This is a genomic window from Kitasatospora sp. NPDC001175 (assembly GCF_053598215.1).
In genome coordinates, this window is sequence record NZ_JBSFJU010000016.1 from 120,236 (window position 1) to 144,622 (window position 24,387).

Genomic DNA, 24,387 nt, shown 5'->3' on the forward strand with positions numbered 1-24,387 from the left:
GCTGCCCTTGGCTCCGTCTCAGCGTGTGGCCGCTCTACCAGCCGGTAGTTCACCTGAATGACCACAAGCGCGACAAGTGGGGCCGTTTCCGCGACGCGGCGGAAACGGCCCCTCATGCCACCTGGGGTCAGCCCAGCTTGAGCACCTGACCGGGGAGGATCAGGTTGGCGTTGCCGCCGATGGTGGCGCGGTTGACGTCGTAGAGGTGCTGCCAGCCACCGGAGAGGTGCTGGGCCTGGGCGATGCCCGACAGGGTGTCACCCTCCTTGACGGTGTAGTCGCCGGTGGCGGCGCTCTGCGTGGTGGCCGCGGCGGACACCGGGCTCTGCGCCGGGGCCTTCTCGGCGGCGCCGCCCGCGAACTGCTCGTAGATGCTCTGGTGGCTGGTCCAGTACCAGCCGCCGCTCTTCTGGTACCAGTACTTGCCCGACTCGGCGTCGTAACCGGCCTTGCCCGGGAAGGACGGAGTGGCAACCGTGCGCGAAGAGTCCTGGGAGGACTGGCTCTTGTAGCTCTTGGTGCTGCTCTTGCTGCCCGAGGAGCCCGAGCCGGAGCTGCGGGTGTGGCTGCTGGTGTCCACGTCGGCGGCCGAACCGCCCCTGGACAGACCTGCCTTGACGGAGCAGACCGGCCAGGCGCCGGGACCCTGCGAGGCGAGGACCTTCTCGGCGATCGCGATCTGCTGGCCCTTGCTCGCCTGGTTGGCCTGGCCCGCGTACTGGCCGCCGCCGTAGGCCTTCCAGGTGCTGGAGGTGAACTGGAGTCCGCCGTAGAAGCCATTGCCGGTGTTGATGCTCCAGTCGCCGCCGCTCTCGCAGTCGGCGACCTTGTCCCAGGCCGACACGGAGGCGGCGTGTGCGCCGGTGGCGGTGAGCAGCGGCAGCGCTAGACCGACGCCGGCCACACCGGCAGCGGCGATGGCCTTCTCGGCCTGGGTCTTGCGACGATGACGGCCCGAACCGGTGAACAGCATGAAGGTGTCCTCTCCGCACGCCTGCGAGGTGAGCTGTCGGGTTCGGACCGGGAGGTTGGCCCGGCCGCGGCGAGCGGGACAGGAACGCTTCCTGCCCTGCCGACGCGGCTTCACCCCAAGCCGTGGGAACGGCGACGAAACCTGGGTCCCCCGCCCTTGCCCAAGGGTTCTGGTCGGTGTCCCGAGGCGTGATGGGCAAGGTTTGGCGTTCCACGCAACGGGGTTCGCAGCTGCGAACTCATCGGAGACTACGCATACCGTCACACCAATCACAAGCTCATATCCCGTACATCACACGAGAATTACGCTGTGTTTATATGCGCCCACAAACGATGTGACTTTGTCCGGTTTGATGCGCATTCAGAGATCGACAAACGGGGACAAGCCCGACACGCCGTCAGCTCGACACGCCCGGTTCGCCGGGTGTCCGGAAGGCGGCGCGGACCATGTGGCACATCTCACCGAAATCCCGAGAATGACTTCTGGATTACGGGGAAGATCAGCCCTGTCGCGCGGTAAAGGAAACCGGGAGTTCGCGCAGGCCACGCATGATCAGACCGCCGCGCCAGCGCAGTTCGGCGCCTTCGGCGGCAAGGGTCAGGTCGGGCAGCCGGGTCAGCAGGGTCGCCAGCGCGATCTGGCCTTCCAGCCGGGCCAGCGGAGCGCCGATGCAGTAGTGGATTCCGTGGCCGAAACCCAGGTGCGGGTTGTCCTTCCGGGCCAGATCGAGCGTGTTCTGCGCGGCGAACCTGGCCGGGTCGCGGTCCGCGGCCGCCAGCACCACCAGCACCGGGTCGCCGACCGGGATCTCCACCCCGCCGATGGTCAGCGGACTGGTCGCGAACCGCCAGGTGGCCAGCTCCACCGGCCCGTCGTAGCGCAGCAGTTCCTCCACCCCGGTGGCCAGCAGCTCCTTCTCGCCGCGTGCCACGGACTCCTGCAGCAGCGCGCGCTGCCCCGGGTTGCGCAGCAGCGCGTACAGACCGTTGCCGATCAGGTTGACGGTGGTCTCGAAGCCGGCGAAGAGAAGGATGAAGGCCATCGCGGCGGCCTCGTTCTCGGTGAGGTGCTCGCCGTGGTCACTGGCCCGGATCAGGCCGGAGATCAGGTCGTCCCCGAGGTCGGCCCGCTTGCGGTGGATCAACTCGGCCAGGTACGAGCGCATCCGCTTCACCGCCCGGCCCACGCCGCCGCGTTGGCCACCGTGGTGGCGGATCATCATGCCGGCCCAGTCCCGGAAGTCGTCCTGGTCCTCCGGCGGGACGCCGAGCAGGTCGCAGATCGCGTAGATGGGGAGCGGGAAGGCGAACTCGTGGATCAGGTCGGCCGAACCGCGTGTGGCGAAGCCGTCGATCAGCCGGTCCGTCAGCTGCTGCACCCTCGGCTCGAACTCGGCCACCCGGCGCGGGGTGAACGCCTTCGACACCAGCCGGCGCAGTCGGGTGTGGTCCGGCGGGTCGATGTTCAGCAGGTGGGTCATCAGGTCGGCCTGCCGCTCCCCCGGGATTCCGACCCGGCCGCTGCGGTGCGCCTGCTCGCTGTGGTGGGCGGGGTTTTTGGACAGCCTGCCGTCCGCCAGCGCCTGCCGGGCGTCCGCGTACCGGGTGACCAGCCAGGCCTCCACCCCGCTCGGCAGCGTGGTGCGGTGCACCGGGCTGTGCTCGCGCAGCCAGGCGTACGCGGGGTAGGGGTCGGCGGCGAACTCCCAGGTGAAGAGCTCGGGCTGCGGGGTGGAGTCGGGCGTTTCCGGCATGTCTCGACGGTATCCGGCGGCGGGCGGCCGGCTCCACGCGGGCGGCCGGCTCCACGCGGGCGGCCGGTGGCTCCGGGACGGCGCCCCATTGCCCCGGGGACGCGCGGATAGGGGACGGACAGGGGGAAGGAGGGGCTGTCTGCGGACGGCGCGTAGCTGACAGAGTCGTGACGTCCGGATTACGCCGCTGCGCGGCGGACTCCCCCGCCCGTGCAGGAGTGAGCCTGGTCACCTGCCGGGTAATGAGTGTCGCGGAGGGTCGAGCAGTGCCTACGATCCTCCGCAATGACTCTGATGGATGGCAGCGCGGGGCCGTCCACGGGGAGCGGCTCAAGGAGGAGCAGGCCATGCGGGTAGCCGGGGCAGTGGTGGTCATCGCGGTACTCGACGGTGGGTCCGGAGACGGTCTGGCCCGCCGGTTCGCCGCCGCTGGCGCCGCCGGGATCATGGTCGCGGACCTGCACGCCGGTGTCGCCGAGGACCTCGCCGCCGAACTGGACCGGCCCGGCTGCCCGGTGGTCGGCGTGTGCAGCGACATCCACCAGCCCAGCGACGTCGCGGCGCTGGTGGACACCGCCGCGAAGCACCTCGGCCCGATCGACCTGTTCTGCATCGCGGGCCCCGACGGCGAGCGGATCGTCTCCCTCGCCGAACTGCCTGGCCACCTCGACCCGCTGGCCGAGTTGCTCGCCCTGGTCGGCGACGCCATCAGCGAGGTCGTCCCGCCGCAGCGGCGCCACGTGGACCAGCCCCAGTCGGCCTGACCCTGCCGGCCGGCCCCTCCTAGAGGGCGGCGGGCGGAACGGGGCGCGGAGCACCTCGCCCCCTCGGTGCTGCCCGGCCGGGCAGCCGATCAGTCGGCGGGCAGCCCCTCGACGGTACGCACGGCCGCACGGTAGGCGCGGGCGGCCGCGCGGAGGGCCGCGTCCACGTCGACACCGGCGTCGTGGGCCCGCTGGACGACGGCGAGCAGCAGCGCTCCCGCCGACTCGGGGGTGAGCTCGGCGGGCAGCTCGTAGGGCTCGTCCGGTACCCCGGTGAAGCCGGCCCGGCGGACCCGGGAGACCAGCTTGGCCGTGTACGCCAGCGCGGGCAGCCCGGCGGGCACCCCGTCCAGGACCGACTCACGCTGCTTCTCGGCCGCCTTGAGCTGCTCCCAGTTGGCCTCGACCTGCTCCGTGCCGCCCGCCTCGACGTCCCCGAAGACGTGCGGGTGGCGGTACATCAGCTTCTCCACGATGTCCCCGGCCACGTCGTCGATGGTGAACGCGTCCTCGGGGTGCTCCTCGGCGATCCGGGAGTGGAAGAACACCTGGAGCAGCACGTCCCCGAGCTCCTCGCGCAGCGTCTCCCGGTCGCCCTCCTCGATCGCCTCGACCAGTTCGAACGCCTCCTCCACCAGGTACTTCACCAGGGAGGCGTGGGTCTGCTCGGCGTCCCAGGGGCAGCCGCCGGGCGAGCGCAGCCGGTCCATCACCGAGACCAGGTCGAGCAGCCGGGCGCCGGGGAGGTCGTACGAACCGGGGAGGATCTCGATCTCCGGCGCCTTCCCCGCCTCCTCCACCGCGATCCGGGCGAGCGCGTCGGTCAGGCCCGGGTCGCCGTCCGGGCTGCCGAGCCAGACGGCCGGGGCGGCTTCGGCCAGCAGCCGGGCCAGCGCCGGGGCGTTGCCGTGCTCGACCAGCTCCACCTCGACCCCGGCCTGGCGGAGGGCGGGCAGCTGCGGGTGTGCCGGATCGGCGGCCAGCACCCGGGCGGACCCGCGCAGGACCTCCCAGGCCGGCCAGGACAGCAGGCCGGGGGCGACCCGGTGGGTGGTGGTGAGCAGAATCAGCTTCGCAGTGTCGTCCACGCTCCGAACCTACCTGCTGGCCGTCCTCGGGCACCGCCGATATATCCCGGGGCCACCGAGCGGGCAGCGGGGAAGCCCGCGGCGCCGGGTCGGCTGTTTCAGCTGGCGGCGGTGCGCCGCGGGAGCCAGTCCGTGGGGGCGTCGACCAGGGCCACCTGGCGCGGGTCCCAGGCGCCGTAGCGGGGGTTGACCACGACCTTGAGTTCGGTACCGGCTTCGGCCAGGGCCTTGCGGACGATCGCGTCGCCCTCGGTCGTCCGGGCGTCCTTGCCGTCGGCGGCGGCCAGCTTGTGGATGCCGAGCTGCTGGCGGTAGAAGGCGTCGGTGTCCTCGTCCGCGACGCCCTGCTTGAGGAGCAGTTCCCGCCGGAGTTCGCCCTCTCCACCGAGCAGTTTCGCGTCGGAGTCCCGCGCCTGCGCGATCTCGCCCGCGGAGACGTCGAGCCGGCGGTCGGCCAGGGCGCGGTCGACCACTCGGTTGAGGACCAGGTCCGACACCGCGCGCTTGGTCAACCCGGCGCGTTCGGTGCGCGGCCCGCCGCCCTGGGCCGCGACCTCGTCCCGCAGCGCGGACACTTTGGCCTCGACGGTGGCGATGGTGATCCGCTGCCCGTCGACCACGGCCGCCGCCCCCTGGCGTGCCGGGCCGGAGCCGCAGGCGGTGAGGGTGGCCGCGGCGATCAGGACGCCGATGGCGCCGGTAGCCGTACGGGTGTGGCGCTGGACGGAGTTGGTGCGGATCACGTGTGGCCTCCCGGGCAGGGACCCCCGGGCCCGGGGCGCGGGGGACGGTGTGGCTGGTGCGGTGTCCGATGGTTCTCCTGGCAGGTACAGACAATAGGGAGCGGCGCGACGCCTTGCCCAGACCTTGGGCCGAACGGGGTAGGCCGGATCAACCGGACAGCCGTTCAGCGACCGCCGGCCCGGTTCAGCGGCTGCCGGCCCGGTTCAGCGGCTGCCGGCCCCGGGGAACGGAGCGGGTGTCGGCCACCCCGCCGTACGGGGATCGACGGCCCCCGGCGCGGGCACGGCACCCGGCGTGAGCGGACCGACACGAAGGCCACGCCGGACACGAAAAGGGCGGTCTCAGGCCCACGTGAGCCTGAGACCGCCGAACACCCCCGTGACAGGCGCTACTTCTTCGCGCCCGCCAGGTCGTCGAACATCGTGGTGAGGAACTCGGTGCACCAGCCCAGCAGTTCCCGCCCGATCAGCGGCTTGCCGCCGATCCGGCCGGTGCTCGGACGGGGCACCAGCACCTGCTCGGCCGCCGCCTTCACCTGGCTGCGCGGGTAGAGCCGGTTCAGCCGCAGCTGCTGCGACTCCCGCAGGGAGACCGGGCCGAAGCGCACTGTTCTCGAACGCTTTGCACACCCCAATCAGCCATAATGATCTGCATACTGCCAATGGCGGTACCTGGGGGACAGGGGGAACAGTGAACGACATACACGTGCTTACTGACACGCTGCGACAGTCGGCGAACGGGCTGCAGAACACCGCAGAACAGATCGGACCGGCGGCCGGGCACTGGCTTGACAACAGTTTCACCGCTGCGGACACCTTGGCCGGTTGGGAATCCGGGCCAGCCCTCAAGAGCTGTGCCGACGCCTGGCAGGCCCACATGAAGTATGTGGTTGACCAGCTCCATACTTATGCCGAGCAGTTGCGCAACTCCGCACATTCCTATGACACCGCCGAGGAGGAGGCAACCCGCCGCCTCGGTGCCGCTCTCGCCGACCTCCACTCGACGGAGCACTGACCATGGACTTGACCTCACTCAAGGCCGCGCGAAGCATCGACGTCGACGCAGCAGCAGACGGCTGGATGGAGTTGTCCAAGGAGTCCTGGCAAGCGGTCAACGACATCCACGCCAATGGCGTCGACCCGCTCAAGGACGACTGGAAGGACCGCGTCGGCGAGGCTGCGGGCCGCAAACTCGAAGAGCAGGCCCAAATCCTGGAGGCTGGAGCCGACCTTACGCGCAGCGTCGCCATGATCCTCGACGGCCTCAGCGCAGAGATCACCCGAGCCAAGCTGACCATGCAGGCTGGCCTGGACCTCGCCCAGAACCACGGCTTGGCCGTCGACATGGCCACCGCACAGGTTCGCGACTCAGCCGGAAGCGTGAGCCCCGACGCGGCCGCTGCCGCGCAAGAGGTCAACGCCCTGCTCCGGGAAGCTTTGCGGGAGGCAGAGCAGGCCGACCACCAGGCTGCCGCAGAACTTCGAAAGCTCGGCGCGGCAACGACGTTGAAGTCCCCGGACGCGGCGCTCAATGAGCAGTACGCCGTTTCTCGGCTCGAACTCGCCATGTACTCGGGGGGCATCCCGGACGGGAAGGACCCGCGCTTGGTCGCCGATTGGTGGAACGCCCTGCCCGACAGCCAGAAGAAGCAGCTGATGCTCTCCGATCCAGTAACTCTGGCCAACCTGCCTGGGATCCCCGAGGACGTCAAACAAAACGTCCGTGGCGGCCCCGGAGCCAAGTACGACCGCGTGAAGGCCGTTCAGTGGGCGATGGAGCACTGGAACGACAACAGCGGCGACTTCGAAGGCGAAGAGAACTGCACCAATTTTGTCTCTGAGGCGTTGCACCAGTCCGGTATGAAGTTCAAGGGCTGGAACACCATGGACGGCGATGGCTGGTTCCGAGGCGGGGGTTCCAGTGGACTCGGGTCTTGGGTGGACGGAGTAATCCCAGGGCACACGCACGCCTGGGGCGGCGCCCAGAATCAGCACGACTTCATGTTGAAACACGGCGGTCAAGAGATCTCTCCGGATCAGGTCAGGCCCGGGGACATCGTGTACTACGAGGAAGACGCCGAGGGGACCGACGTTCCCAAGGGCCAGATCTTCCATACCGCGATCGTCACGGCTGTGACCCCGCGCGGCGACATCCGCTACACGGCGCACAACGGCAGCAAATTGAACGCGAGCGTGGAAGGGCGACTCCCTTCGTTCGAGGAGAGCCGTGGCCATCTCAAAGTGCACTATGTCCGCGTTAATCCTGACTGGTACTGACAGCGGTGACTGCAACGCCAACCCGCTGTCCGCGCCTTCCCCGACGCGCCCCTCTGTTGCCAGACGCCCGCGCCCGAAAGAGAGTTCATGATGTCCGCCGAGCCCTCTGACCTCGCGCAGACGACCACCGGTGCCAGGGTGCCGGACAGCCTCGACCGGGCCGCGTGGCGCAGGACCGCGCTCTCCGTACTCGTGGCGGCCGTGGCCGGTGTCGCGTGCACGTCGTACGCGGACTGGGCCAAGGACCGCGCTTGGGAGGCCGCGCACGGCGACTGCGTCCCCTACCCGGGCATGCCCCTGAGCGCGCAGGCCGCTGCCTGGGCCGGCGCGGTCGTCGGTGCGCTCGTGGTGATCGCGATCCCTCTGCTCCTGTGGACCGGGACCCGCAAGCCCGAACCCGTGCAGTCGCTGCTCATCCCGCTGCTGAAGGCGATGCTGTTCGCCAGCCTGCTGATGCTGCTCTTCGAAGTGGGCAGCCTGCTAGCAGCCCTTCCGCACTTCCACCCGCACGGCCGAGGCGGCGACTGCTCCTTCTGACGCCCCGGCTGTGAACCACCGGCTCCATGCGAGGCAGGCGGGCCCGGCCGGCGCTGAGGTCAACGCCTCGCGCCGGCCAGACCGCCGAACACCCCCGTGACAGGCGCTACTTCTTCGCGCCCGCCAGGTCGTCGAACATCGTGGTGAGGAACTCGGTGCACCAGCCCAGCAGTTCCCGCCCGACCAGCGGCTTGCCGCCGATCCGGCCGGTGCTCGGACGGGGCACCAGCACCTGCTCGGCCGCCGCCTTCACCTGGCTGCGCGGGTAGAGCCGGTTCAGCCGCAGCTGCTGCGACTCCCGCAGGGAGACCGGGCCGAAGCGCACGTTCGGGCCCTGCAGGGTGATGTCGGCGACGCCGCAGCGCCGCGCGAACAGCCGTAGGCCCGCCACCAGCAGCAGGTTCTCCACCGGCTCGGGCAGCTTGCCGTAGCGGTCGGTGAGTTCCTCGCGGACCTGGACGATGTCCTCCTCCGAGTTCACCGCCGCGATCGAGCGGTACGCCTGCAGGCGCAGCCGCTCGCCGGGGGCGTAGTCGTGCGGCACATGGGCGTCCACGGGCAGCTCGATCTTCACCTCCAGCGGCTCCTCCTCCGGCTCGCCGCCGCCGGCCAGCGACTCGCGGAACTCGGCCACCGCCTCGCCGACCATCCGCATGTAGAGGTCGAAGCCGACGCCCGCGATGTGCCCGGACTGCTCGCCACCGAGCAGGTTGCCCGCACCGCGGATCTCCAGGTCCTTCATCGCCACGTACATGCCGGCGCCCATCTCGGTGTGCTGGGCGATGGTGGCGAGCCGCTCGTGCGCGGTCTCGGTGAGCGGCCGCTCCGGCGGGTACAGCATGTATGCGTAGCCGCGCTCGCGGCCACGGCCGACCCGGCCGCGCAGCTGGTGCAGCTGGGAGAGACCGAAGGTGTCGCCGCGCTCCACGATCAGGGTGTTGGCGTTGGAGATGTCGATGCCCGACTCGACGATCGTGGTGGAGACCAGGACGTCGAACTCCTTCTCCCAGAAGTCGACCACCACCTTCTCCAGCTGGGTCTCCCCCATCTGCCCGTGCGCGGTGGCGATCCGCGCCTCGGGCACCAGGTCCTTCAGTCGGGCGGCGGCCTTGTCGATCGTCTCCACCCGGTTGTGGATGTAGAACACCTGGCCCTCGCGCAGGAGTTCACGCCGGACCGCCGCTGAGATCTGCTTCTCGTCGTACGGTCCGACGAAGGTCAGCACCGGGTGCCGCTCCTCCGGCGGGGTGGTGATGGTGGACATCTCGCGGATACCGGTGACCGCCATCTCCAGGGTGCGCGGGATCGGCGTCGCGGACATGGTCAGCACGTCCACGTTGGCGCGCAGCTTCTTCAGCTGCTCCTTGTGCTCGACGCCGAAGCGCTGCTCCTCGTCCACGATCACCAGACCGAGGTCCTTGAACCTGGTCTCGCTGGAGAACAGCCGGTGGGTACCGATGACCACGTCCACCGAGCCGTCGCGCAGGCCCTCCAGCACCGCCTTGGCCTCGGTGTCGGTCTGGAACCGCGACAGCGCCCGGACGTTGACCGGGAAGTTGGCGTACCGCTCGGCGAAGGTGGAGAAGTGCTGCTGCACCAGCAGGGTGGTGGGCACCAGCACCGCCACCTGCTTGCCGTCCTGGACGGCCTTGAACGCCGCGCGCACGGCGATCTCGGTCTTGCCGTAGCCGACGTCGCCGCAGATCAGCCGGTCCATCGGGACGGACTTCTCCATGTCCGTCTTGACCTCGGCGATGGTGGTGAGCTGGTCCGGCGTCTCCGCGTACGGGAAGGCGTCCTCCAGCTCGCGCTGCCAGGGGGTGTCCGCGCCGAAGGCGTGGCCGGGGGCCGCCATCCGGGCCGAGTACAGCTTGATCAGGTCGGCGGCGATCTCCTTCACCGCCTTCTTGGCCCGCTGCTTGGTCTTCGCCCAGTCCGCGCCGCCGAGCCGGTGCAGCGTCGGGGCCTCGCCGCCGACGTACTTGGTCACCTGGTCCAGCTGGTCGGTCGGCACGAAGAGCCGGTCGCCGGGGTGGCCGCGCTTGGCGGGGGCGTACTCCAGCACCAGGTACTCGCGGGTCGCGCCCTGCACGGTGCGCTGCACCATCTCCACGTACCTGCCGACGCCGTGCGCCTCGTGCACCACGTAGTCACCGGCCTGGAGCGCCAGTGGATCGATCGCGTTGCGGCGGCGGGACGGCATCCGGCGCATGTCCTTGGTGGAGGACTTCTGGCCGGACAGGTCGGTCTCGGTGACGACCGTCAGCTTGAGGTCCTCGTCCACGAAGCCGTACTCGATCGAGCCGCAGGTGACGTGGACGACGTCCCGGGTCGGTGCCTCGGCGAGGTCGGCGACCAGCCGGGCCGGGATCCCCTCGTTGCCGAGCACCTCGGCCAGCCGGGCGGCCGGGCCGTGGCCCTCGGTCACCATGACGACCCGCCAGTCGGCGCTCAGCCGCTCCTTGGCGTCGGCGATGGCGCGGGCGGTGTCGCCCCGGTACGCCTCCACCGCGTGCATGCCGAGGGTGAGGGTGTTGGCGTCGAACTCCAGGATCTCCGGCCCCGCCGAGGACGCCGAGTCACTGGTGGCGAAGGGGCTGACGGACCACCAGGGCAGCCCGATCTCCGCCGCGTGCTCGCGCACGTCGGCCAGCGACCACAGCGAGGCGGCCGAGACGTCGATCGCCTCCAGGTCGATCGGCCGGTCCGCACCGGCGGCGGCCGCAACCCAGGAGGCCTGTAGGAACTCCTGACTGGTCGCCACCAGGTCGGCCGCCCTGGTCCGCACCCGCTCGGGGTCGCAGACCACCGTGACACTGCCGGCGGGCAGCACGTCAAGCAGCAGTTCCATGTCGTCCACCAGGACGGGCGCCAGCGACTCCATGCCCTCGACCGCGATGCCCTGGGCGATCTTGTCCAGGATCTCGGCCAGCCCGGGGTGCTCCTGCGCCAGCTCGGCGGCCCGCGCCCGGACCTCGTCGGTGAGCAGCAGCTCACGGCAGGGCGGCGCCCACAGGCCGTGCTCGGCGATCTCCAGCGACCGCTGGTCGGCCACCTTGAAGTACCGGATCTCCTCGACGTCGTCGCCCCAGAACTCCACCCGCAGCGGATGCTCCTCGGTCGGCGGGAAGACGTCCAGGATGCCGCCGCGCACCGCGAACTCGCCGCGCTTCTCGACCAGTTCGACCCGGGCGTAGGCGGCGGCCGACAGCTTGCGGGCCACCTCCTCCAGGTCGTGCTGCTCGCCGCGCTGCAGCGCCACCGGCTCCAGCTCGGCCAGGCCCTTGACCTGCGGCTGCAGCACCGAGCGCACCGGCGCGACGATCACCTGGACCGGCCCCGCCGCCGGGTCGTCGGCCCGCGGGTGGACGATCCGGCGCAGCACGGCCAGCCGGCGGCCGACCGTGTCCGAGCGCGGCGACAGCCGCTCGTGCGGCAGCGTCTCCCAGGCCGGGAACTCGGCCACCGCGTCGGGTGGCAGCAGCGAGCGCAGGCTGGCCGCCAGGTCCTCGGCCTCCCGGCCGGTGGCCGTCACGGCGAGCACCGGGCGGCCCCGCTCACCCGCCTTCGCCGCCAGCGACCTGGCCAGCGCGGCGATCGCGAACGGACGCGCGGCCGGCGGACCGACCAGGTCGAGATGCTGCCTGCCCCCCACGGCGGCACCCGCGGCCGCCGCCTCGATCGCCTCGGCGAGGGCGGCATCCCGTACGACGACATCGAGCAGTCCGGACAGGCTCATGCGAGTCTCTTCTTCGTCCCGTGGCTGGAGTGCCCAGGCGTCGGACGACCGGCCGGGCAACGCGAACGGCCCGGCACGCGGCGCGCCCGGGGGAACTCCAGCCTACGCCGCGGCGCGGACGCTCACGCGAAGAGCACCGCCGGGCTCAGCGTGATCATGCAGCGGAGATCACACGAACTGGACATACTCCTGTCACTGCCCGTCCATTGTGGTCGCGCAAGATGGAGTTCGTGCCCGCCGCACCCAACCGTGGGGGATGGAGGCGGTGGACACCGACGCACCCCGATGGGGGTCGGGAGTGCGTGGCCGGGCGACCCTGGGTGGGGGCGCTCGTGCCCATTCGCCGGGAGTCGTGGCGCCCCGTCCTGGAGGGCGCCACGGGTCCTGGCCCGTCGCGATCTCACCTGCGGCCGGAGCGGACGGCCCCTTCTCGCGGGCCCGCCTCGACGGCAAGGCGGAACGGCGTCAACTTCGGACCGGGTCGGCCACGCCTGGGGGGCCACGCCAAGGCGCCCCAGGCATGACCGCGCCCGGGCACGGGCTAGCGGCGGTGCACGACCTCACGCGGGTACTCGGAGCCGTCGTCAACGATCACGATCTTCGGAACGATCCGCGTCTTGGCCTCCGACGCCTGCGCGGCCGGTTCGGCCGGGGCGGGCTCCGGGACGGACGCCGCAGCCGGAGCCGGTTCCGCTGCCCGCGCCGGGACGGCCTCCGGCGAAGTGCTGGGCCGCGGCGGAACGGCGGAGAGCGCCCGCAGGGTGGTGGTGGGGTTCTCGGCGGTGGCGGGCAGCCGGAGCTCCCTGGTCGCGTGCTCCGGCACCCCGGCCGGCTCCGCCGTCTCGATCGATGCCGAAGCCGGCGCCAGGGCCGGCCGCGACGGTTCGACGGCGGCCCGCGGCCGCGCGGGAGCGGCCTCGAGCGCCCGTACGCCCGCCCCCTCGAGGGCGCCGACCGCTGCACCGGTCAGCGAGGCCAGCGTCTGCTTGATGTGGTCCAGGTGCTGTTGCACCTGCTCGTGCCGGACGGCGAACTCCCGCTGCTCGCGCTCGCCGGCCGCCTGGATCCGCTCGGCCTCCCGGCGGGCCTCGGCGGTCAGCTGCTCGGCGGTGGCCTGGGCCTCCGCGTCGCTGACGCGGATCTCGGCGAGCACCTCGTCGCGGTACTGCTCGGCCTCCCTGAGCCGGCGCTCCGCGGTGGCGGAGATCTTCTCGTCCTCCACGTCCGCCTTGGCCTCGGCGGCGGCGAACATCTCGTCCGCCCGGCGCCGCAGTTCGGCCAGCTTGGCCTCAGCCCGCTCCTCCGCCTCGGCGGCGCTCACCCGGACCTTGGCGGCCTCCGCCGTGGCGAGGTCCCGGGTGCTGCGGGCCTCCCGGTCGGCCTCCGCGCGGATCCGCTCGGCCTCGGCGCGGGTGCGCTCCTCGGTGCGGCGGGCGAAGGCGTCGGCCTCGTCGCGGCTGGTGGTGGCGAACTCCCGGGCGCTGACGGTGGCCTGCTGTCCGGCCTGGTACGCGTTGTCCCTGGCCTCCTCGGCGGCGCGCTCGGCGGACTCCCGGATCGCCGTCACCTCGGCCTCGGCGATGGCCATCAACCGCGCGGCCTGGCCGCTGAGCACCTGGTAGTCGGGGGCGGGGGCGTCGGCGGCGGCCTGGACGATGTCCGCGAGCCGCTTCTCCATCTCACGGATGCCGGCACCGAGTACGCTGAGCCGCTCCCACGCCCGGTCCCGCTCCGACGTCAGGGACAACAGTGCCCGTTCGACCTGCTCGGGCGCGTAACCGCGCCGGGACAGCATGAACCCGTGCTGGGAGACGGCGTCGCTCATGGGTTCTTCCCCTCGTGCTCGCGGGCTGCGCAGCCCGTGGTCGAACGTGGACGAGGACGGGACCGGCGGCCCGCCCTCTTCACCTATTTTGCGCGGACGGGGAGGAAACCCAAACAGGACAGCGCCGCTCGACCGCGTGAACGCGTGCCGCGGTCAGCCCCGTTCCACGTGCTCGAAACCTCCCGTGCATCGCGCATGACCAGTAAGGACGTTCGGGAGTCCGCCAGTGGTTCCCCGGGTGCACCGGCCAAGCGGAATGTCCGATTCCGCCCCTGCCCGCCAGACGGCCACGGGCCGTGCCGACGAATCGGCACGGCCCGTGGCCAAGACCGGGAGGGTCAGAGGATCCCGTCCCAGAACTGTTCGAGCAGCACGCCCCACCAGGTCTCCGGCGACTGCAGCGCCGCCGGGTCGATGGCGATCAGCTGGGCCTGGAAGTCGGTGGTCCACCGGCCCGCCTGTTCCGGGGTGAGGCCGTAGCGCAGGCGCCACATCCGGCCGAGCAGGGCCAGGCTGCGGGCGAACTCCGGGACCCCGGAGTTGACGAAGCGCACCGGTTCACCGCCCGGCTCCAGCTCGACCGAGATCACCGCCGCCGTGCCGTACTGCACGCAGAGCTGGCGGCCGTAGTCGTTGCCGAGCACCAGGTAGCCGCCGAAGTCCGGGCCGGCGGGCAGTCCCCGCTCGGCCGCCAGCTCGGCCAGGGTCGGGATCGGCCGGCCTTCCTGGGCCTGGGCCCAGAAGAACGGCGCGAAGTCGCGCGGCAGCCCGGCCCACATCAGGGTCTGCGCCACGACCTCGGGCACGCCCTGGCGGGAGACCGCCCGCTGCTCGAAGCGGAACACCCCGGGACCGAAGGCCTGCCCGAGCTCATCCGCCAGCTGCTGCGGGGCGAGCGGCGGCAGCTGCGGAATGCTGCCGGGCGGCGGCAGCGGCGCGCGGACCGGCCGCGGGCGCTGCGGCGCCGCCGCCAGCTGGTGCAGCTGGTCGACGTGGTCCACCAGCACCGCCATGCCCGCCTGCCGGGACTGGTGGTCCCGGCCGTACGGGGCGGTGTGGCTGAGGCGGACGTTCGGCCAGGAGGCGCGTACCATCCGGGCGCAGTAGCCGCCGGGCACCTCGCACAGTTCCAGGTCGGTGTGGAGTTCGAGCACCTGGTCCGGCGGGACGTTGAGGCGGCGCAGCTCGTGCAGCGCCTTCCACTCCGGGTGCGGGGTGCCGGGCTCGCTGCGGTGGATGAGCTTCTGCTCGGAGCCGTCCGGGGCCCGGTAGCTGACCACGGCCACCGTGCCGGGCCCGATCGACGGCACTCCCGGTGCACCGGCCGGCACACCCGGTACCGGGGCCGGCGCGGGCGGGGGAACCGGGGGGCCGGCGGGCACCGGTGCGCCGGCGGCCGGGTAGCCGTAACCGGCGCCCGGCACCGGGGCGGGCCCCGGGTGGGCGGGCGGTACCGGCGCTCCCTGGTGCGCCGGAGGTACCGGCGCGGCCGCGGGGTAGCCGTAGCCGACGCCCGGCACCGGTCCCGGCGGGGCGGGCGGGGCGGGCGGCATACCGGGCACACCCGGTGCGCCGGGCATGCCGGGACCGGCCGGTCCGGCGGGCGACGGAACGGCCGGACCGCCGTGCGGCGGCGTGCCGTGGCCCGGCTGCGGCACCTCGATCGCGTGGGCCAGCTGGGTCGCCTCGTACGCGATGCCCGCCGCGGCCGGGCCGGGGGCCGGCGGCGTCGCGGGGGCGGCGGGCGGCTGGGCTCCGCCGCGCAGCTCGGCGGGCGGCGGGGGCGGCGGCGCGGTCGGCGCCGAGCGGCCACCCGCACCGGCATGCCCCAGGGCGCCCGGGGCGTGTCGCAGCTCGGCGGGCGGAGGTGGCGGAGGCGCGCTGGCTCCTCGCCCGCCGGCCACCGGACCGGGCTGGGCGGCGGCCGGCCCGCGCAGCTCGGCCGGCGGGGGCGGCGGCGGTGCGGTCGGCGTCGAACGGCCGAGCGCACCGGCGGACTGGCCCTCGGGCGCGGCCGGAGCGCCGGGCAGGCCCATCAGGCCCGGTACACCTTCGGACGCGAGCATCGTGGGCGCGTACTCGATCCCCGGACCGCCGGCCGACGCCGGGCCGCCGGCGGCGGGAGCGCTGTCAGGGGCGGGCACCGGCGGCGTGTACTGGGGCGCGGGAGTGCCGGCGGCGCCGACGGGGGCCGGCCCGCCCTGGAGCGCGCCGCCCGGGTAGGGCACGGTGGCTCCGGGCGGCACGGAGGCAGGCGGGAACGGCGGCACGCCCGCCGCCGGGGCAGGCGGGAACGGCGGCACGCCCGCCGCCGGGGTCCCCAGGGGTTCGGACGGGCCCAGCATCGTCGGGGCGTCCCCCGCCGGACGGTCGGAGGCGGGCGGAGCGGTCAGGTGCACCGGCTGCGGCGGTGCCTCAGGCACGCCGGCACCGGCATCGGCAGCGGTGGGGGCAGCGGTCTCGGCCGGTGCACCGAGCCGCGCGGCCTCCGCCTCGATCGCGGCCTTCCCGGCCTCCTCGAGCCACTGCGGAGGGCTGAGCAGGAAGGACGTCGCCTCGACCGTGCCGCGCACGGGCTTGGCCGCGCCCGCCGGGTTGGGGGCCAGCTCCCCGCCGTACTGCTCCTCGTACAGGCGGACCACCTCGTTGACGGGCAGCGGCGGCCAGAGCGTGCTGACACCGCCTTCCCGGGCGATCACCATCCGGATCTCGGTGCCCGGGCCGACCGATCCGGCCGGACCGCCCGCGGTGTCGGACGGGCCGGTGGGCCGGTCCTCCGCCCAGCAGACGAAGCCCAGGTCGAACTCGCGCACCCGGACCTCGCGCTGCTGCGAGCGCGGCACCCCGGCGTTGATCCAGTCGTCGGCCAGTTCCTGCGCCTGCGCGTACGTCACCACGCCAGGTCCACCCCTTCAGTCCTCCTGCTGCCCGTGCCCGTACGCAGCATCAGTTCACCGGTACGGCACGGACGAACCCGCCGTCCACCATCATCCCCGCCACGGTCTCCAGCTCCGGCGGGCTACCGGCCAGCCGGCGCAGGAACTCGTCGAAGTTCGCACCGCAGGGCAGCAGCAGCCGGGCGACCCGGTCCTCGGGGCTCTCGGGGGCACCGGTGTCGCGGGCGTCGTCGTAGAGGCAGAACCAGACCGAACCGGTCTGCTCGCCGCGCACCTTGAGCGCGAGCAAGCCGCCCTGGACGTAGGCGATGGCCAGGTAGTCCTTGGTGAGGTGGTCGCGCAGGCACTTGTTGGCGTAGACCAGGTCGCGGATCCCGTACTCCTCGCTGAGTGTCAGGAACGGCTGGTCGAGCAGCAGGCCGAACTCGGTGTCCAGTGCGACCCCGGCCGGTCCCCGGCCACCGACCAGCTTGAGGAAGCTGCGGTACGCGGCGGGCAGCGGGTGGCCGAGCCGCTGCTCGGCCCGCTGCACCAGGTCCTCGGTGACGCTGAGCGGGTCGCCGCCGTCCTTGGCGAGCGGGAAGTGCGTCGGGCGGTGCTCCTGGAGCGGCCGGGTGCCCCGGCGCCCGTGGTCGGCCCGGGAGCAGGCCAGTCCGCCGTGGTGCCGCAGCAGCGCCTTGACCTCGACCGGGACCAGTTCCATCCGCCGCCAGCCCGGCGCCGCCCGGCCGACCACGTGGTGCCAGGTCCAGCCGGGCGGGGTGGCCACGGCGGTGTCCAGGTCGGCCCAGAGCTCGTGGCCCTGGGTGAAGAGTGCGGCGTTGGCCGACACGTAGTCGGTGAGCCGCAGTTCGTCCACGCCCAGGCCCTCGGGCGGGTCGGCGACCTCGGCGGCGGCGACCGCGTACGCGCTGAAGTCCGGGTAGCCGTACTCGTCCACCCGCACCCCGACCGGGTGGCTCGCGGCCCGTACCGGGTCCGGGAAGTACACCACCTGGCCCGCGTACGCCGAGTTCGGCGCTGCGGCGGCGCCGGGCCGACCTGTCGTCATCTGGTTGCCCCCACTGGCTGCGACCTCTGTCATGCCGATTGCTGGACGTAAGCCTAGGGGGTCCCGGCAGCGCCGTGAGGGGACGGGCCCAGGAACCTTCGGGCGCGATCGGGCAGGCGGCCGGGGAAGCGGGAGGCCGCGTGCCGTGGCGGACGGCACCGCGGCGCCGGATCCCGGCGGGCCGCTCGCGGGCCGGCGGATCCGGCCGCCCTCCCGATCGCCCCCGCGGCGGTCAGTGCAGCGCCTTGACCAAGGTCTCCGCCACCTGTTCCTGCTGGACCGCGGTGATCTGCGGGAAGAGCGGCAGGGTGAGGATCTCGCCCGCCGCCCGCTCGGCGACCGGGAAGCTGCCCTCGGCGTAGCCGAGTTCGCGGAAGGCCGGCTGCAGGTGGACCGGCACCGGGTAGTGGATGCCCGCGCCGATCCCGGCGGCGTGCAGCTTCGCGAGCACCTCGTCCCGGCCGTGCTCGACCCGCACCGCGTACAGGTGCCAGACGTGCTCGTTGCCCGGCAGGGTACCCGGCAGGGTGATCCCGTCCAGCCCGCCGAGCAGTTCGCCGTAGCGGGCGGCGGCGGCCCGGCGGGCCTCGTTCCAGCCGGGCAGGCGGCGCAGTTTGGCCCGCAGCACCACGGCCTGCAGGGTGTCCAGGCGGGAGTTGAAGCCGAAGGTCTCATGGACGTACTTGCGGCCCGAGCCGTGGTCGCCGATCAGCCGTACCGCGGTGGCGAGTTCCTCGTCGTCGGTGACGACGGCGCCCGCGTCGCCGTACGCGCCGAGGTTCTTGCCCGGGTAGAAGCTGGTGGCGGAGATCCGGCCCCAGGAGCCGGACACCCGGCCGTCCTGGCGGGCGCCCTGGGACTGGGCGCCGTCCTCGATCACCGGGCGGTCCCCGGCGAGGTCCAGCAGGGGCCGCATCGGGGCGAGTTGGCCGTTCAGGTGGACCGGGACCAGCGCGGCCGCACCCGGCAGCGCCTCAGCCGCCCTGGCCGGGTCGATCAGGAGGTACTCGGGGTCGACGTCGACCAGGACCGGCCGCAGACCCGCGCGGACCACGGCCTCGGCGGTGGCCACGAAGGTGTTGGCCGGCAGCACCACGCCCGCGCCGGGGGCCAGCCGCAGCGCGCGCAGGGCCAGTTCCAGGGCGTCGGTGCCGTTCGCGGTGCCGACCGCGTGCCGGACCCCGGAGAACTCGGCGTACTCGGCCTCGAAGGCGGCGACGTCCGGGCCCTTGATGTAGGCACCGGTGGCCAGCACCCGGTCGAAGCCCTCGCGTACCTCCTCGGCCACCTCGGCGTGCGCGGCTTGCAGATCGACGAGCGGAATGGCGGTCATACGGGCCCCCTCGGGCAGCTCTGGGACAGGACGGTCGATCGATGACGCAGGTGATCAGCCGGGCAGCACGCCCCGGCGCGGACACGGGCAGCGCCCGGGGGCACGAACATCGCGCCCGGGCGCGGACATGCGCAGCGCGCCGGAGCGCGGGGACGGCGCGCTACGGAAAGCTCCCGCACCGGATCCCGACGGCCGAGTCGCGCGCCCGGCGCGCGGGAAGTCGCGCGAGACGACGGCCGACCACGGTCAGCCGTGCCCAACGGGCCGTTCGCACTCCGGGAGTTCGGACCGGACGCTGCACCCGGCTCGCCGAAGCAGCCGTACCGGGCAGCCGCCCTCCCGCCTCACCCGGTTCCCGCGCCCCGGTCTCTCACTCCACGGCGGAGCGCAGCGCGGCGACCACCCGGTCCTGCTGCTCCTCGGTCAGCGAGTGGTGGAGCGGCAGGATCAGGGACCGCCGGGTGAGCAGTTCGGTCGCGGGCAGCGGTACGCGTTCGGCGCCCCTGTAGGGGGCCTCCAGATGGGCGGCCATGATGCCCCGGCGGGCGGAGATCCCGGCGGCGGCGAGCCGTTCCAGTACCTCGGCGCGGTCGGGCGCGCCGTCGGGCAGCAGCAGCCAGCAGCTCTGGTAGTTGCCCGTGCCGTGCTCCGGGTCGGCGACCAGCCGCTCGCCCAGCGGGCCGAGCAGGCGGCGGTAGCGGTCGGCGAGTTCCCGGCGGCGGCGGACCAGTTCGGGCAGCTTGCGCAGCTGGACCAGGCCGATCGCGGCCTGGATGTCCGTCATCCGGTAGTTGAACCCGATCTCGTCGTAGGTCTCCAGGACGGCGGCCCCGCCCCCCGCGTGCCGGTCGGCGGCCGAGACGCTCATCCCGTGCTCGCGCAACCGCCGCAGCCGGGCGGCGAGTTCGCCGTCCTGGCAGGTGACCATGCCGCCCTCGCCGGTGGTGAGCAGCTTGCGCGGGTGGAAGGAGTACGCGGCGATCCCGGCGCCGGCGCCCGCCGGCCGGCCGCGCAGAGTTGCGCCGGCCGCGCAGGCGGCGTCCTCGACCACGGCGATGCCGCGCGGCCGGGCCAGCGCCTCGATGGCGTCCAGGTCGACGGGTACGCCACCCTGGTCCACCGCGATCACGGCCTTCGTCCGGTCGGTGAGCAGCGGCTGGACGGTCTCGGCGGTGAGGTTGCCGCTCGCCGGGTCGACGTCGGCGAAGACGGGGGTGGCGCCGAGGTAGGTGGCGGCGCTGGCGGTGGCGATGAAGGAGAGCGAGGGCACCAGGACCTCGTCCCCGGGGCCGACGCCCGCACCGATGAGCGCCAGGTGCAGGGCGGTGGTGCAGGAGGAGACGGCGACGGCGTGCGGGACGCCGAGGTGGGCGGCGAAGGCCCGTTCGAACTCGGCGACCCGGGGGCCCTGGGCCACCCAGCCGGAGCGGACGGCCTCGGCGGCGGCCTCGGCCTCCTCCTCGCCGAGCCACGGCACCATGACGGGAATGTTGGGCATGACGGGAACGGTGGACACTGCGGACTCCGAACTACGCGGCCGGACAACGGGGTTACTGCTCACGTCACCACCGGACGACGGGGTTACTGCTCACGCCACCAGGCGACCAGCTTGCGCAGGCCGTCCTCCAGGCCGAGTTCCGGCTTCCAGCCGAGGTCGCGCTGGGCGGCCGAGATGTCGGCGAGCCGCCGGACCACGCCGCCCGCGGTGCCCCGGGCCGGGCCGTGCTCGACGCCGAGGTCGGAGTCCATGGCGACCAACAGGGCGTCGGCGAGGCCGCGCAGCGAGACCTCGGTGGAGCTGGCGATGTTGTAGACCCGGTCGGTGACGGGTGCGGCGGCGGCCAGCAGGTTGGCCCGGGCGATGTCCTCGGTGTAGACGAAGTCCATGGTCTGCGCGCCGTCGCCGAAGATGAGCGGCGGCTGCCCGGCGGCGATCCGCTCCATCCAGCGGATGAACACCTCGGTGTACTTGCCGTGCACGTCCATCCGGGGCCCGTAGACGTTGAAGTAGCGCAGCGCCACGTAGTCCAGGCCGTACATGGCGTGGAAGCTGCGCAGCAGGCCCTCGTTGAAGACCTTGGCGGCCCCGTAGAAGGTGTCGTTGTTGTACGGGTGCTGGGTCTCGGGGGTGGGGAAGGTGTCGGCGAGGCCGTAGACCGAGGCGGTGGAGGAGGCGATCACCTTCCTGACGCCCTTCTCGGCGGCGGCCTCGACCACGTCGAAGGTGCCGTCCACCATGATCTCCAGGGCGAGCCTGGGCTCGGTGGCGCACTGGGTGATCCGGATCGCGGCGAGGTGGAAGAGCAGGTCGGTGCCGGGGTCGAGCAGTTCGCGCAGCAGCGCACGGTCGCGGATGTCGCCGTCCACCACCCGCAGCCGGCCGTCTGTCGCGATGGACCGGGCGTGCGCGAGGTTGGCCATCCGGCCGCGGACGAAGTTGTCCAGCACCACGACCTCGCGGGCCCCGGCCGCGAGCAACTGGTCCACCACGGTGGAACCGATGGTGCCCGCGCCTCCCGTGACCAGGCAGCGGGAGCCCTCAATGGCGACAGCGTTCATCGGGCGACGGCCCTCTCCTGAGTGGTGGTCAGCTGGTGGGCGTCCACCGGCACGGTGGCGCCACGGAGTTCGAGACTGCGGGCGGCGGCGTGCAGCAGACGCAGCACCCGCAGCCCGGCCCGGCCGTCGGTGAGCGGGGCCCGGCCCTCGGTGACGGCGTCGGCGAACTCGGCCATCACCGCGCGCAGCGCCTCCTGCTCGGACAGCGCGGGTGCGACCATGTCGCCGACCCGGTAGGAGACCTGGGCCTGGTGGCGGATCTCCTCGGTCAGCCGCTCGGGCGGGGTGAGGTCCACGCCCCGGTCGTGGACGGCCAGCCGGGCCTGCGGGTTCAGGTCGTCCCAGACCAGGGTGCGCCGGGAGCCGCCGATCAGGGTGGTCCGCACCTTGGTCGGGGAGAGCCAGTTGACGTGGCAGTGGGCGAGCGCGCCGTTGCTGAGCCGTACCGTCAGGTACGCGACGCAGGCCCGGCCGGCCCCGATCGGGTCGGCGGCCTGGGCGCTGACGCCGACCGGGACGACGCCGGGCGGCAGCACGAAGTCGAGGATGGAGAGGTCGTGCGGGGCCAGGTCCCACAGCACGTCCACATCGGGCTGGACCAGGCCGAGGTTGATCCGAACCGAGTCGAAGAACTGCAGGTCGCCGAGTTCGCCGCCGTGCAGCAGCTCGCGGATCCGGCGGACCACCGGCGTGTAGCAGAAGGTGTGGTCGCACATCAGCACCAGCCCGCTGCTCTCGGCCAGGTCGACCAGTTCGGCGGCCTCGTCGGCGGTGGTGGTGATCGGCTTCTCGACCAGGACGTGCTTCCCGGCCTCCAGCGCCGCCCGCACCAGCCGGTAGTGGGTCGCGGCGGGCGTGGCGATGGCCACCGCCCGGACCCGCTCGTCGGCCAGCACCTCGTCGAAGGAGGTGGTCACCCCGACCGTGCTGTACCGGCCGAGCACCCGGCGAGCGCGCTCCTCGTCCAGGTCGCACAGCCAGTGCAGGCGCAGCGCCGCCGTCTGCTGGGCGTTGCGGACCAGGTTCGGTCCCCAGTAGCCGGCGCCGACCACGGCGAGACCGATCCGCTCCGCGGCGACCGCACCAGGCGCGTACGGATCCGGGTGCGCCCCCTGCCCGGCTAATGCGCCGCCCGGCCGCCGGCTTCGCTCCGATTCGCCCGCAGGCGCGTACGTCACAGCAAGACCCCCCTTGCTCGGCGCCGGGACTCCTCGTTGCCCGGCAGCCCCCACCGCCCCTGATCGGGACCGGCCAGAACCGCTCCCCCGCAGTTCGAACGGCCTTGCCCCGCAGCCCGAACGCTACCGGCCGCCGCCACCGGTCGTGGCCCGAATCCGGAAACCGGCGGCAGGACTTGCCACCCGTCCGAGCGCCGCCCGAGCGGCCCTCCCGCACCCCGGGTCGGCGATTGTCGTGGAAGTTTGGCAGTCTTGGATCCTCACCGCGAGGTGTCACCTACCGTCAGCAGACTTCCGGCAGCTCCAGCCTGCCGGCCAGTGGAGAGCGAGGAGCAGCGTGCAGCACCCGGAACAGCCAGGCGCCGCCCCGGTGTTGCGCCACCACCGGGACAGCCTGCTGCCCGCAGTGGCCGCCGCGCTCTCGCTCAGGAACGGCGAGGTGCACACCCTGGCCGGCCACAAACCGGACGCCCGGCCCATCCTGCACCCGCTGGTCGGCGACTTCCTGGCCACCCTGCCGATGGAGCACCGGGAGCGGTTCCTCGGGCGCTGCCCCGAGGCGGTGCTGCTCTCCCAGTACCTGGGCAAGGTGGACTCGTCCCGCTCCAAGCGCGCCGCGCGCAAGCCGCTCACCATCCAGGAGGCCCGCAAGGCGCTCAAGGGCGCCCGGCTGACCACCCTCCGGATCCGCGAGGAGGGCGACCCGGCGCACGGTACGCACGCGCCGCCGTGCCGCTCCTGCGCCCCGCTGCTCGAACACCTCACCGTCGAGGTCGTCGCCGTCGGACCGACCGCGCCCTGAACCACCGGTGGGCCCGGCCCACTACCGCCTCTGTCCTCAGTCCTCGGAGCACCTCCTGAACGCGTCCGCCGTCCGCACCCAGCCCCGCTTCCCCGCCGAAGTCGCCGCCGCGCTCAAGCACGCCGGCTGGCACCCGGGCCGCTGGGAGATCCGCCAGGCCGAAGAGTGGGCGGACCAGCTGGCCGGCCACGGCGACCCGGCCGGGCCCGAGCACTCCGTCTTCCCCGCCGCCGTCGAGGCCTGGGCCGAGTTCGGCGGGCTGTTCCTGGACCAGACCGGCGCCGGGCGGCTGATGGCCCGCACGCCGTTCCTGATCGACCCGCTCTGCGGCCTGCACCAGCCCCGTACCCTCGCCGACCTCGGCCGGGCCCTCGGCCGCCAGGTCGCCCCCCTCGGCGAGGAGCAGTACGGCCTGGCCCTGCTCGCCATCGACGAGGACGGCCGCGTCTACAGCCTCGACCACACCGGCGAGTGGTACCTCGGCCCCTCCATCGACCACGCGGTCACCGGCCTGGTGCTCGGCGCCATGCCGGAGCGCCTGAAGGTCCAGCCCTGAGCTGACTTCACTGGTACGCCACAGCCCCGGCCGGGTGGTCCGCGCCGGGGCTGCGACGTAGTGCGAGAGGTGATGTCAGGCGGCGGGGAACTCGCCTGCCTTGATGCCCGCGACGAACGCCGACCAGGCGTCGGCGGGGAAGGCCAGGGCGGGACCGTGCGGGTCCTTGGAGTCCCGGACGGCCATCCCGCCGGTGATGGCGCGTCCCGTCTCCACACAGTCGTTCGCCTGTGCGCTGTAGCTGCTCTTGTACCAACCCCGAGCAGAGATCTCCGGCACGGTCATGCGCTCACCTCTTGTTTGATCTCGCAC

Annotated in this window: 19 protein-coding genes, 1 pseudogene and 1 riboswitch; of the genes and pseudogenes, 6 read left to right on the plus strand and 14 right to left on the minus strand. The window is 72.8% G+C overall.

The genetic code is table 11. The features are described from left to right. Positions 1-127: 127 nt before the first annotated feature. On the minus strand, positions 128-973 hold the full coding sequence (locus ACWDAK_RS14840; RefSeq protein ID WP_427393548.1) for a transglycosylase family protein: 846 nt from the start codon (positions 971-973) through the stop codon (positions 128-130). Positions 974-977: 4 nt separating this feature from the next. After that, a riboswitch (cyclic di-AMP (ydaO/yuaA leader) is annotated at positions 978-1,158 on the minus strand. 314 nt (positions 1,159-1,472) lie between these two features. After that, positions 1,473-2,726 carry a cytochrome P450 family protein gene (locus ACWDAK_RS14845; protein ID WP_344638724.1) on the minus strand — a complete coding sequence of 418 codons (1,254 nt, stop codon included), beginning with the start codon at positions 2,724-2,726 and terminating at the stop codon, positions 1,473-1,475. Positions 2,727-2,992: 266 nt separating this feature from the next. Here ACWDAK_RS14845 and ACWDAK_RS14850 point away from each other — a divergent pair, with 266 nt between their 5' ends. Next, positions 2,993-3,490: an SDR family NAD(P)-dependent oxidoreductase gene (locus ACWDAK_RS14850; RefSeq protein WP_344638725.1), complete on the plus strand. Its 498-nt coding sequence runs from the start codon at positions 2,993-2,995 to the stop codon at positions 3,488-3,490. Positions 3,491-3,579: 89 nt separating this feature from the next. Here ACWDAK_RS14850 and ACWDAK_RS14855 read toward each other — a convergent pair whose 3' ends face one another. The 3 genes and pseudogenes from ACWDAK_RS14855 to ACWDAK_RS14865 all read right to left on the minus strand — a co-directional run. Continuing rightward, positions 3,580-4,578: a MazG family protein gene (locus ACWDAK_RS14855; protein ID WP_344638726.1), complete on the minus strand. Its 999-nt coding sequence runs from the start codon at positions 4,576-4,578 to the stop codon at positions 3,580-3,582. A gap of 98 nt (positions 4,579-4,676) precedes the next feature. After that, complete coding sequence (locus ACWDAK_RS14860; RefSeq protein WP_344638727.1) at positions 4,677-5,321, minus strand: SurA N-terminal domain-containing protein; 645 nt, start codon at positions 5,319-5,321, stop codon at positions 4,677-4,679. Between the two features lie 389 nt (positions 5,322-5,710). After that, positions 5,711-5,929 (minus strand): annotated as a pseudogene (locus ACWDAK_RS14865) (hypothetical protein); the annotation flags it as partial. An 83-nt stretch (positions 5,930-6,012) separates the two neighbouring features. Between ACWDAK_RS14865 and ACWDAK_RS14870 the strand changes: the two are divergent. From ACWDAK_RS14870 to ACWDAK_RS14880, 3 genes are all read left to right on the plus strand, one after another. Then, positions 6,013-6,336 carry a type VII secretion target gene (locus ACWDAK_RS14870; protein ID WP_344638729.1) on the plus strand — a complete coding sequence of 108 codons (324 nt, stop codon included), beginning with the start codon at positions 6,013-6,015 and terminating at the stop codon, positions 6,334-6,336. Between the two features lie 2 nt (positions 6,337-6,338). Continuing rightward, positions 6,339-7,598, plus strand: coding sequence for an amidase domain-containing protein (locus tag ACWDAK_RS14875; protein WP_344638730.1), 1,260 nt, complete (start codon positions 6,339-6,341; stop codon positions 7,596-7,598). 90 nt (positions 7,599-7,688) lie between these two features. Continuing rightward, the gene (locus ACWDAK_RS14880) at positions 7,689-8,135 is read left to right on the plus strand and encodes a hypothetical protein (protein WP_427393547.1); all 447 of its coding nucleotides are present in this window, start codon (positions 7,689-7,691) and stop codon (positions 8,133-8,135) included. A 106-nt stretch (positions 8,136-8,241) separates the two neighbouring features. Here ACWDAK_RS14880 and mfd read toward each other — a convergent pair whose 3' ends face one another. From mfd to ACWDAK_RS14920, 8 genes are all read right to left on the minus strand, one after another. Further along, a complete protein-coding gene (gene mfd, locus ACWDAK_RS14885; RefSeq protein ID WP_427393546.1) occupies positions 8,242-11,874 on the minus strand; it encodes a transcription-repair coupling factor in 3,633 nt (1,210 codons plus the stop codon). 541 nt (positions 11,875-12,415) lie between these two features. Next, positions 12,416-13,699 carry a hypothetical protein gene (locus ACWDAK_RS14890; RefSeq protein WP_427393545.1) on the minus strand — a complete coding sequence of 428 codons (1,284 nt, stop codon included), beginning with the start codon at positions 13,697-13,699 and terminating at the stop codon, positions 12,416-12,418. A 338-nt stretch (positions 13,700-14,037) separates the two neighbouring features. After that, positions 14,038-16,596: an SUKH-4 family immunity protein gene (locus ACWDAK_RS14895; RefSeq protein WP_427393544.1), complete on the minus strand. Its 2,559-nt coding sequence runs from the start codon at positions 16,594-16,596 to the stop codon at positions 14,038-14,040. Positions 16,597-16,645: 49 nt separating this feature from the next. Then, entirely contained in the window at positions 16,646-17,647 is a 1,002-nt protein-coding gene (locus ACWDAK_RS14900; RefSeq protein WP_427393594.1) for an SMI1/KNR4 family protein, read from the minus strand. A gap of 232 nt (positions 17,648-17,879) precedes the next feature. After that, entirely contained in the window at positions 17,880-18,980 is a 1,101-nt protein-coding gene (locus tag ACWDAK_RS14905) for a DegT/DnrJ/EryC1/StrS family aminotransferase (RefSeq protein ID WP_344640225.1), read from the minus strand. Between the two features lie 370 nt (positions 18,981-19,350). Then, entirely contained in the window at positions 19,351-20,478 is a 1,128-nt protein-coding gene (locus ACWDAK_RS14910) for a DegT/DnrJ/EryC1/StrS family aminotransferase (protein ID WP_427393543.1), read from the minus strand. An 83-nt stretch (positions 20,479-20,561) separates the two neighbouring features. Beyond that, positions 20,562-21,539: an NAD-dependent epimerase/dehydratase family protein gene (locus ACWDAK_RS14915; RefSeq protein WP_344640223.1), complete on the minus strand. Its 978-nt coding sequence runs from the start codon at positions 21,537-21,539 to the stop codon at positions 20,562-20,564. Further along, positions 21,536-22,717, minus strand: a complete 1,182-nt coding sequence (locus tag ACWDAK_RS14920; protein ID WP_344640222.1) for a Gfo/Idh/MocA family protein — start codon at positions 22,715-22,717, stop codon at positions 21,536-21,538. The genes ACWDAK_RS14915 and ACWDAK_RS14920 overlap by 4 nt, the downstream gene beginning before the upstream one ends. A 337-nt stretch (positions 22,718-23,054) precedes the next feature. On the opposite strand from ACWDAK_RS14920, the gene ACWDAK_RS14925 reads away from it, so the two are divergent. Together ACWDAK_RS14925 and ACWDAK_RS14930 are read left to right on the plus strand one after the other, a co-directional pair. Next, positions 23,055-23,519, plus strand: a complete 465-nt coding sequence (locus ACWDAK_RS14925; RefSeq protein WP_344640221.1) for a YwqJ-related putative deaminase — start codon at positions 23,055-23,057, stop codon at positions 23,517-23,519. Positions 23,520-23,574: 55 nt separating this feature from the next. Beyond that, the gene (locus ACWDAK_RS14930) at positions 23,575-24,075 is read left to right on the plus strand and encodes an SUKH-3 domain-containing protein (RefSeq protein ID WP_427393593.1); all 501 of its coding nucleotides are present in this window, start codon (positions 23,575-23,577) and stop codon (positions 24,073-24,075) included. A gap of 75 nt (positions 24,076-24,150) precedes the next feature. Here ACWDAK_RS14930 and ACWDAK_RS14935 read toward each other — a convergent pair whose 3' ends face one another. After that, complete coding sequence (locus ACWDAK_RS14935) at positions 24,151-24,360, minus strand: DUF397 domain-containing protein (RefSeq protein ID WP_427393541.1); 210 nt, start codon at positions 24,358-24,360, stop codon at positions 24,151-24,153. Positions 24,361-24,387: the final 27 nt, after the last annotated feature.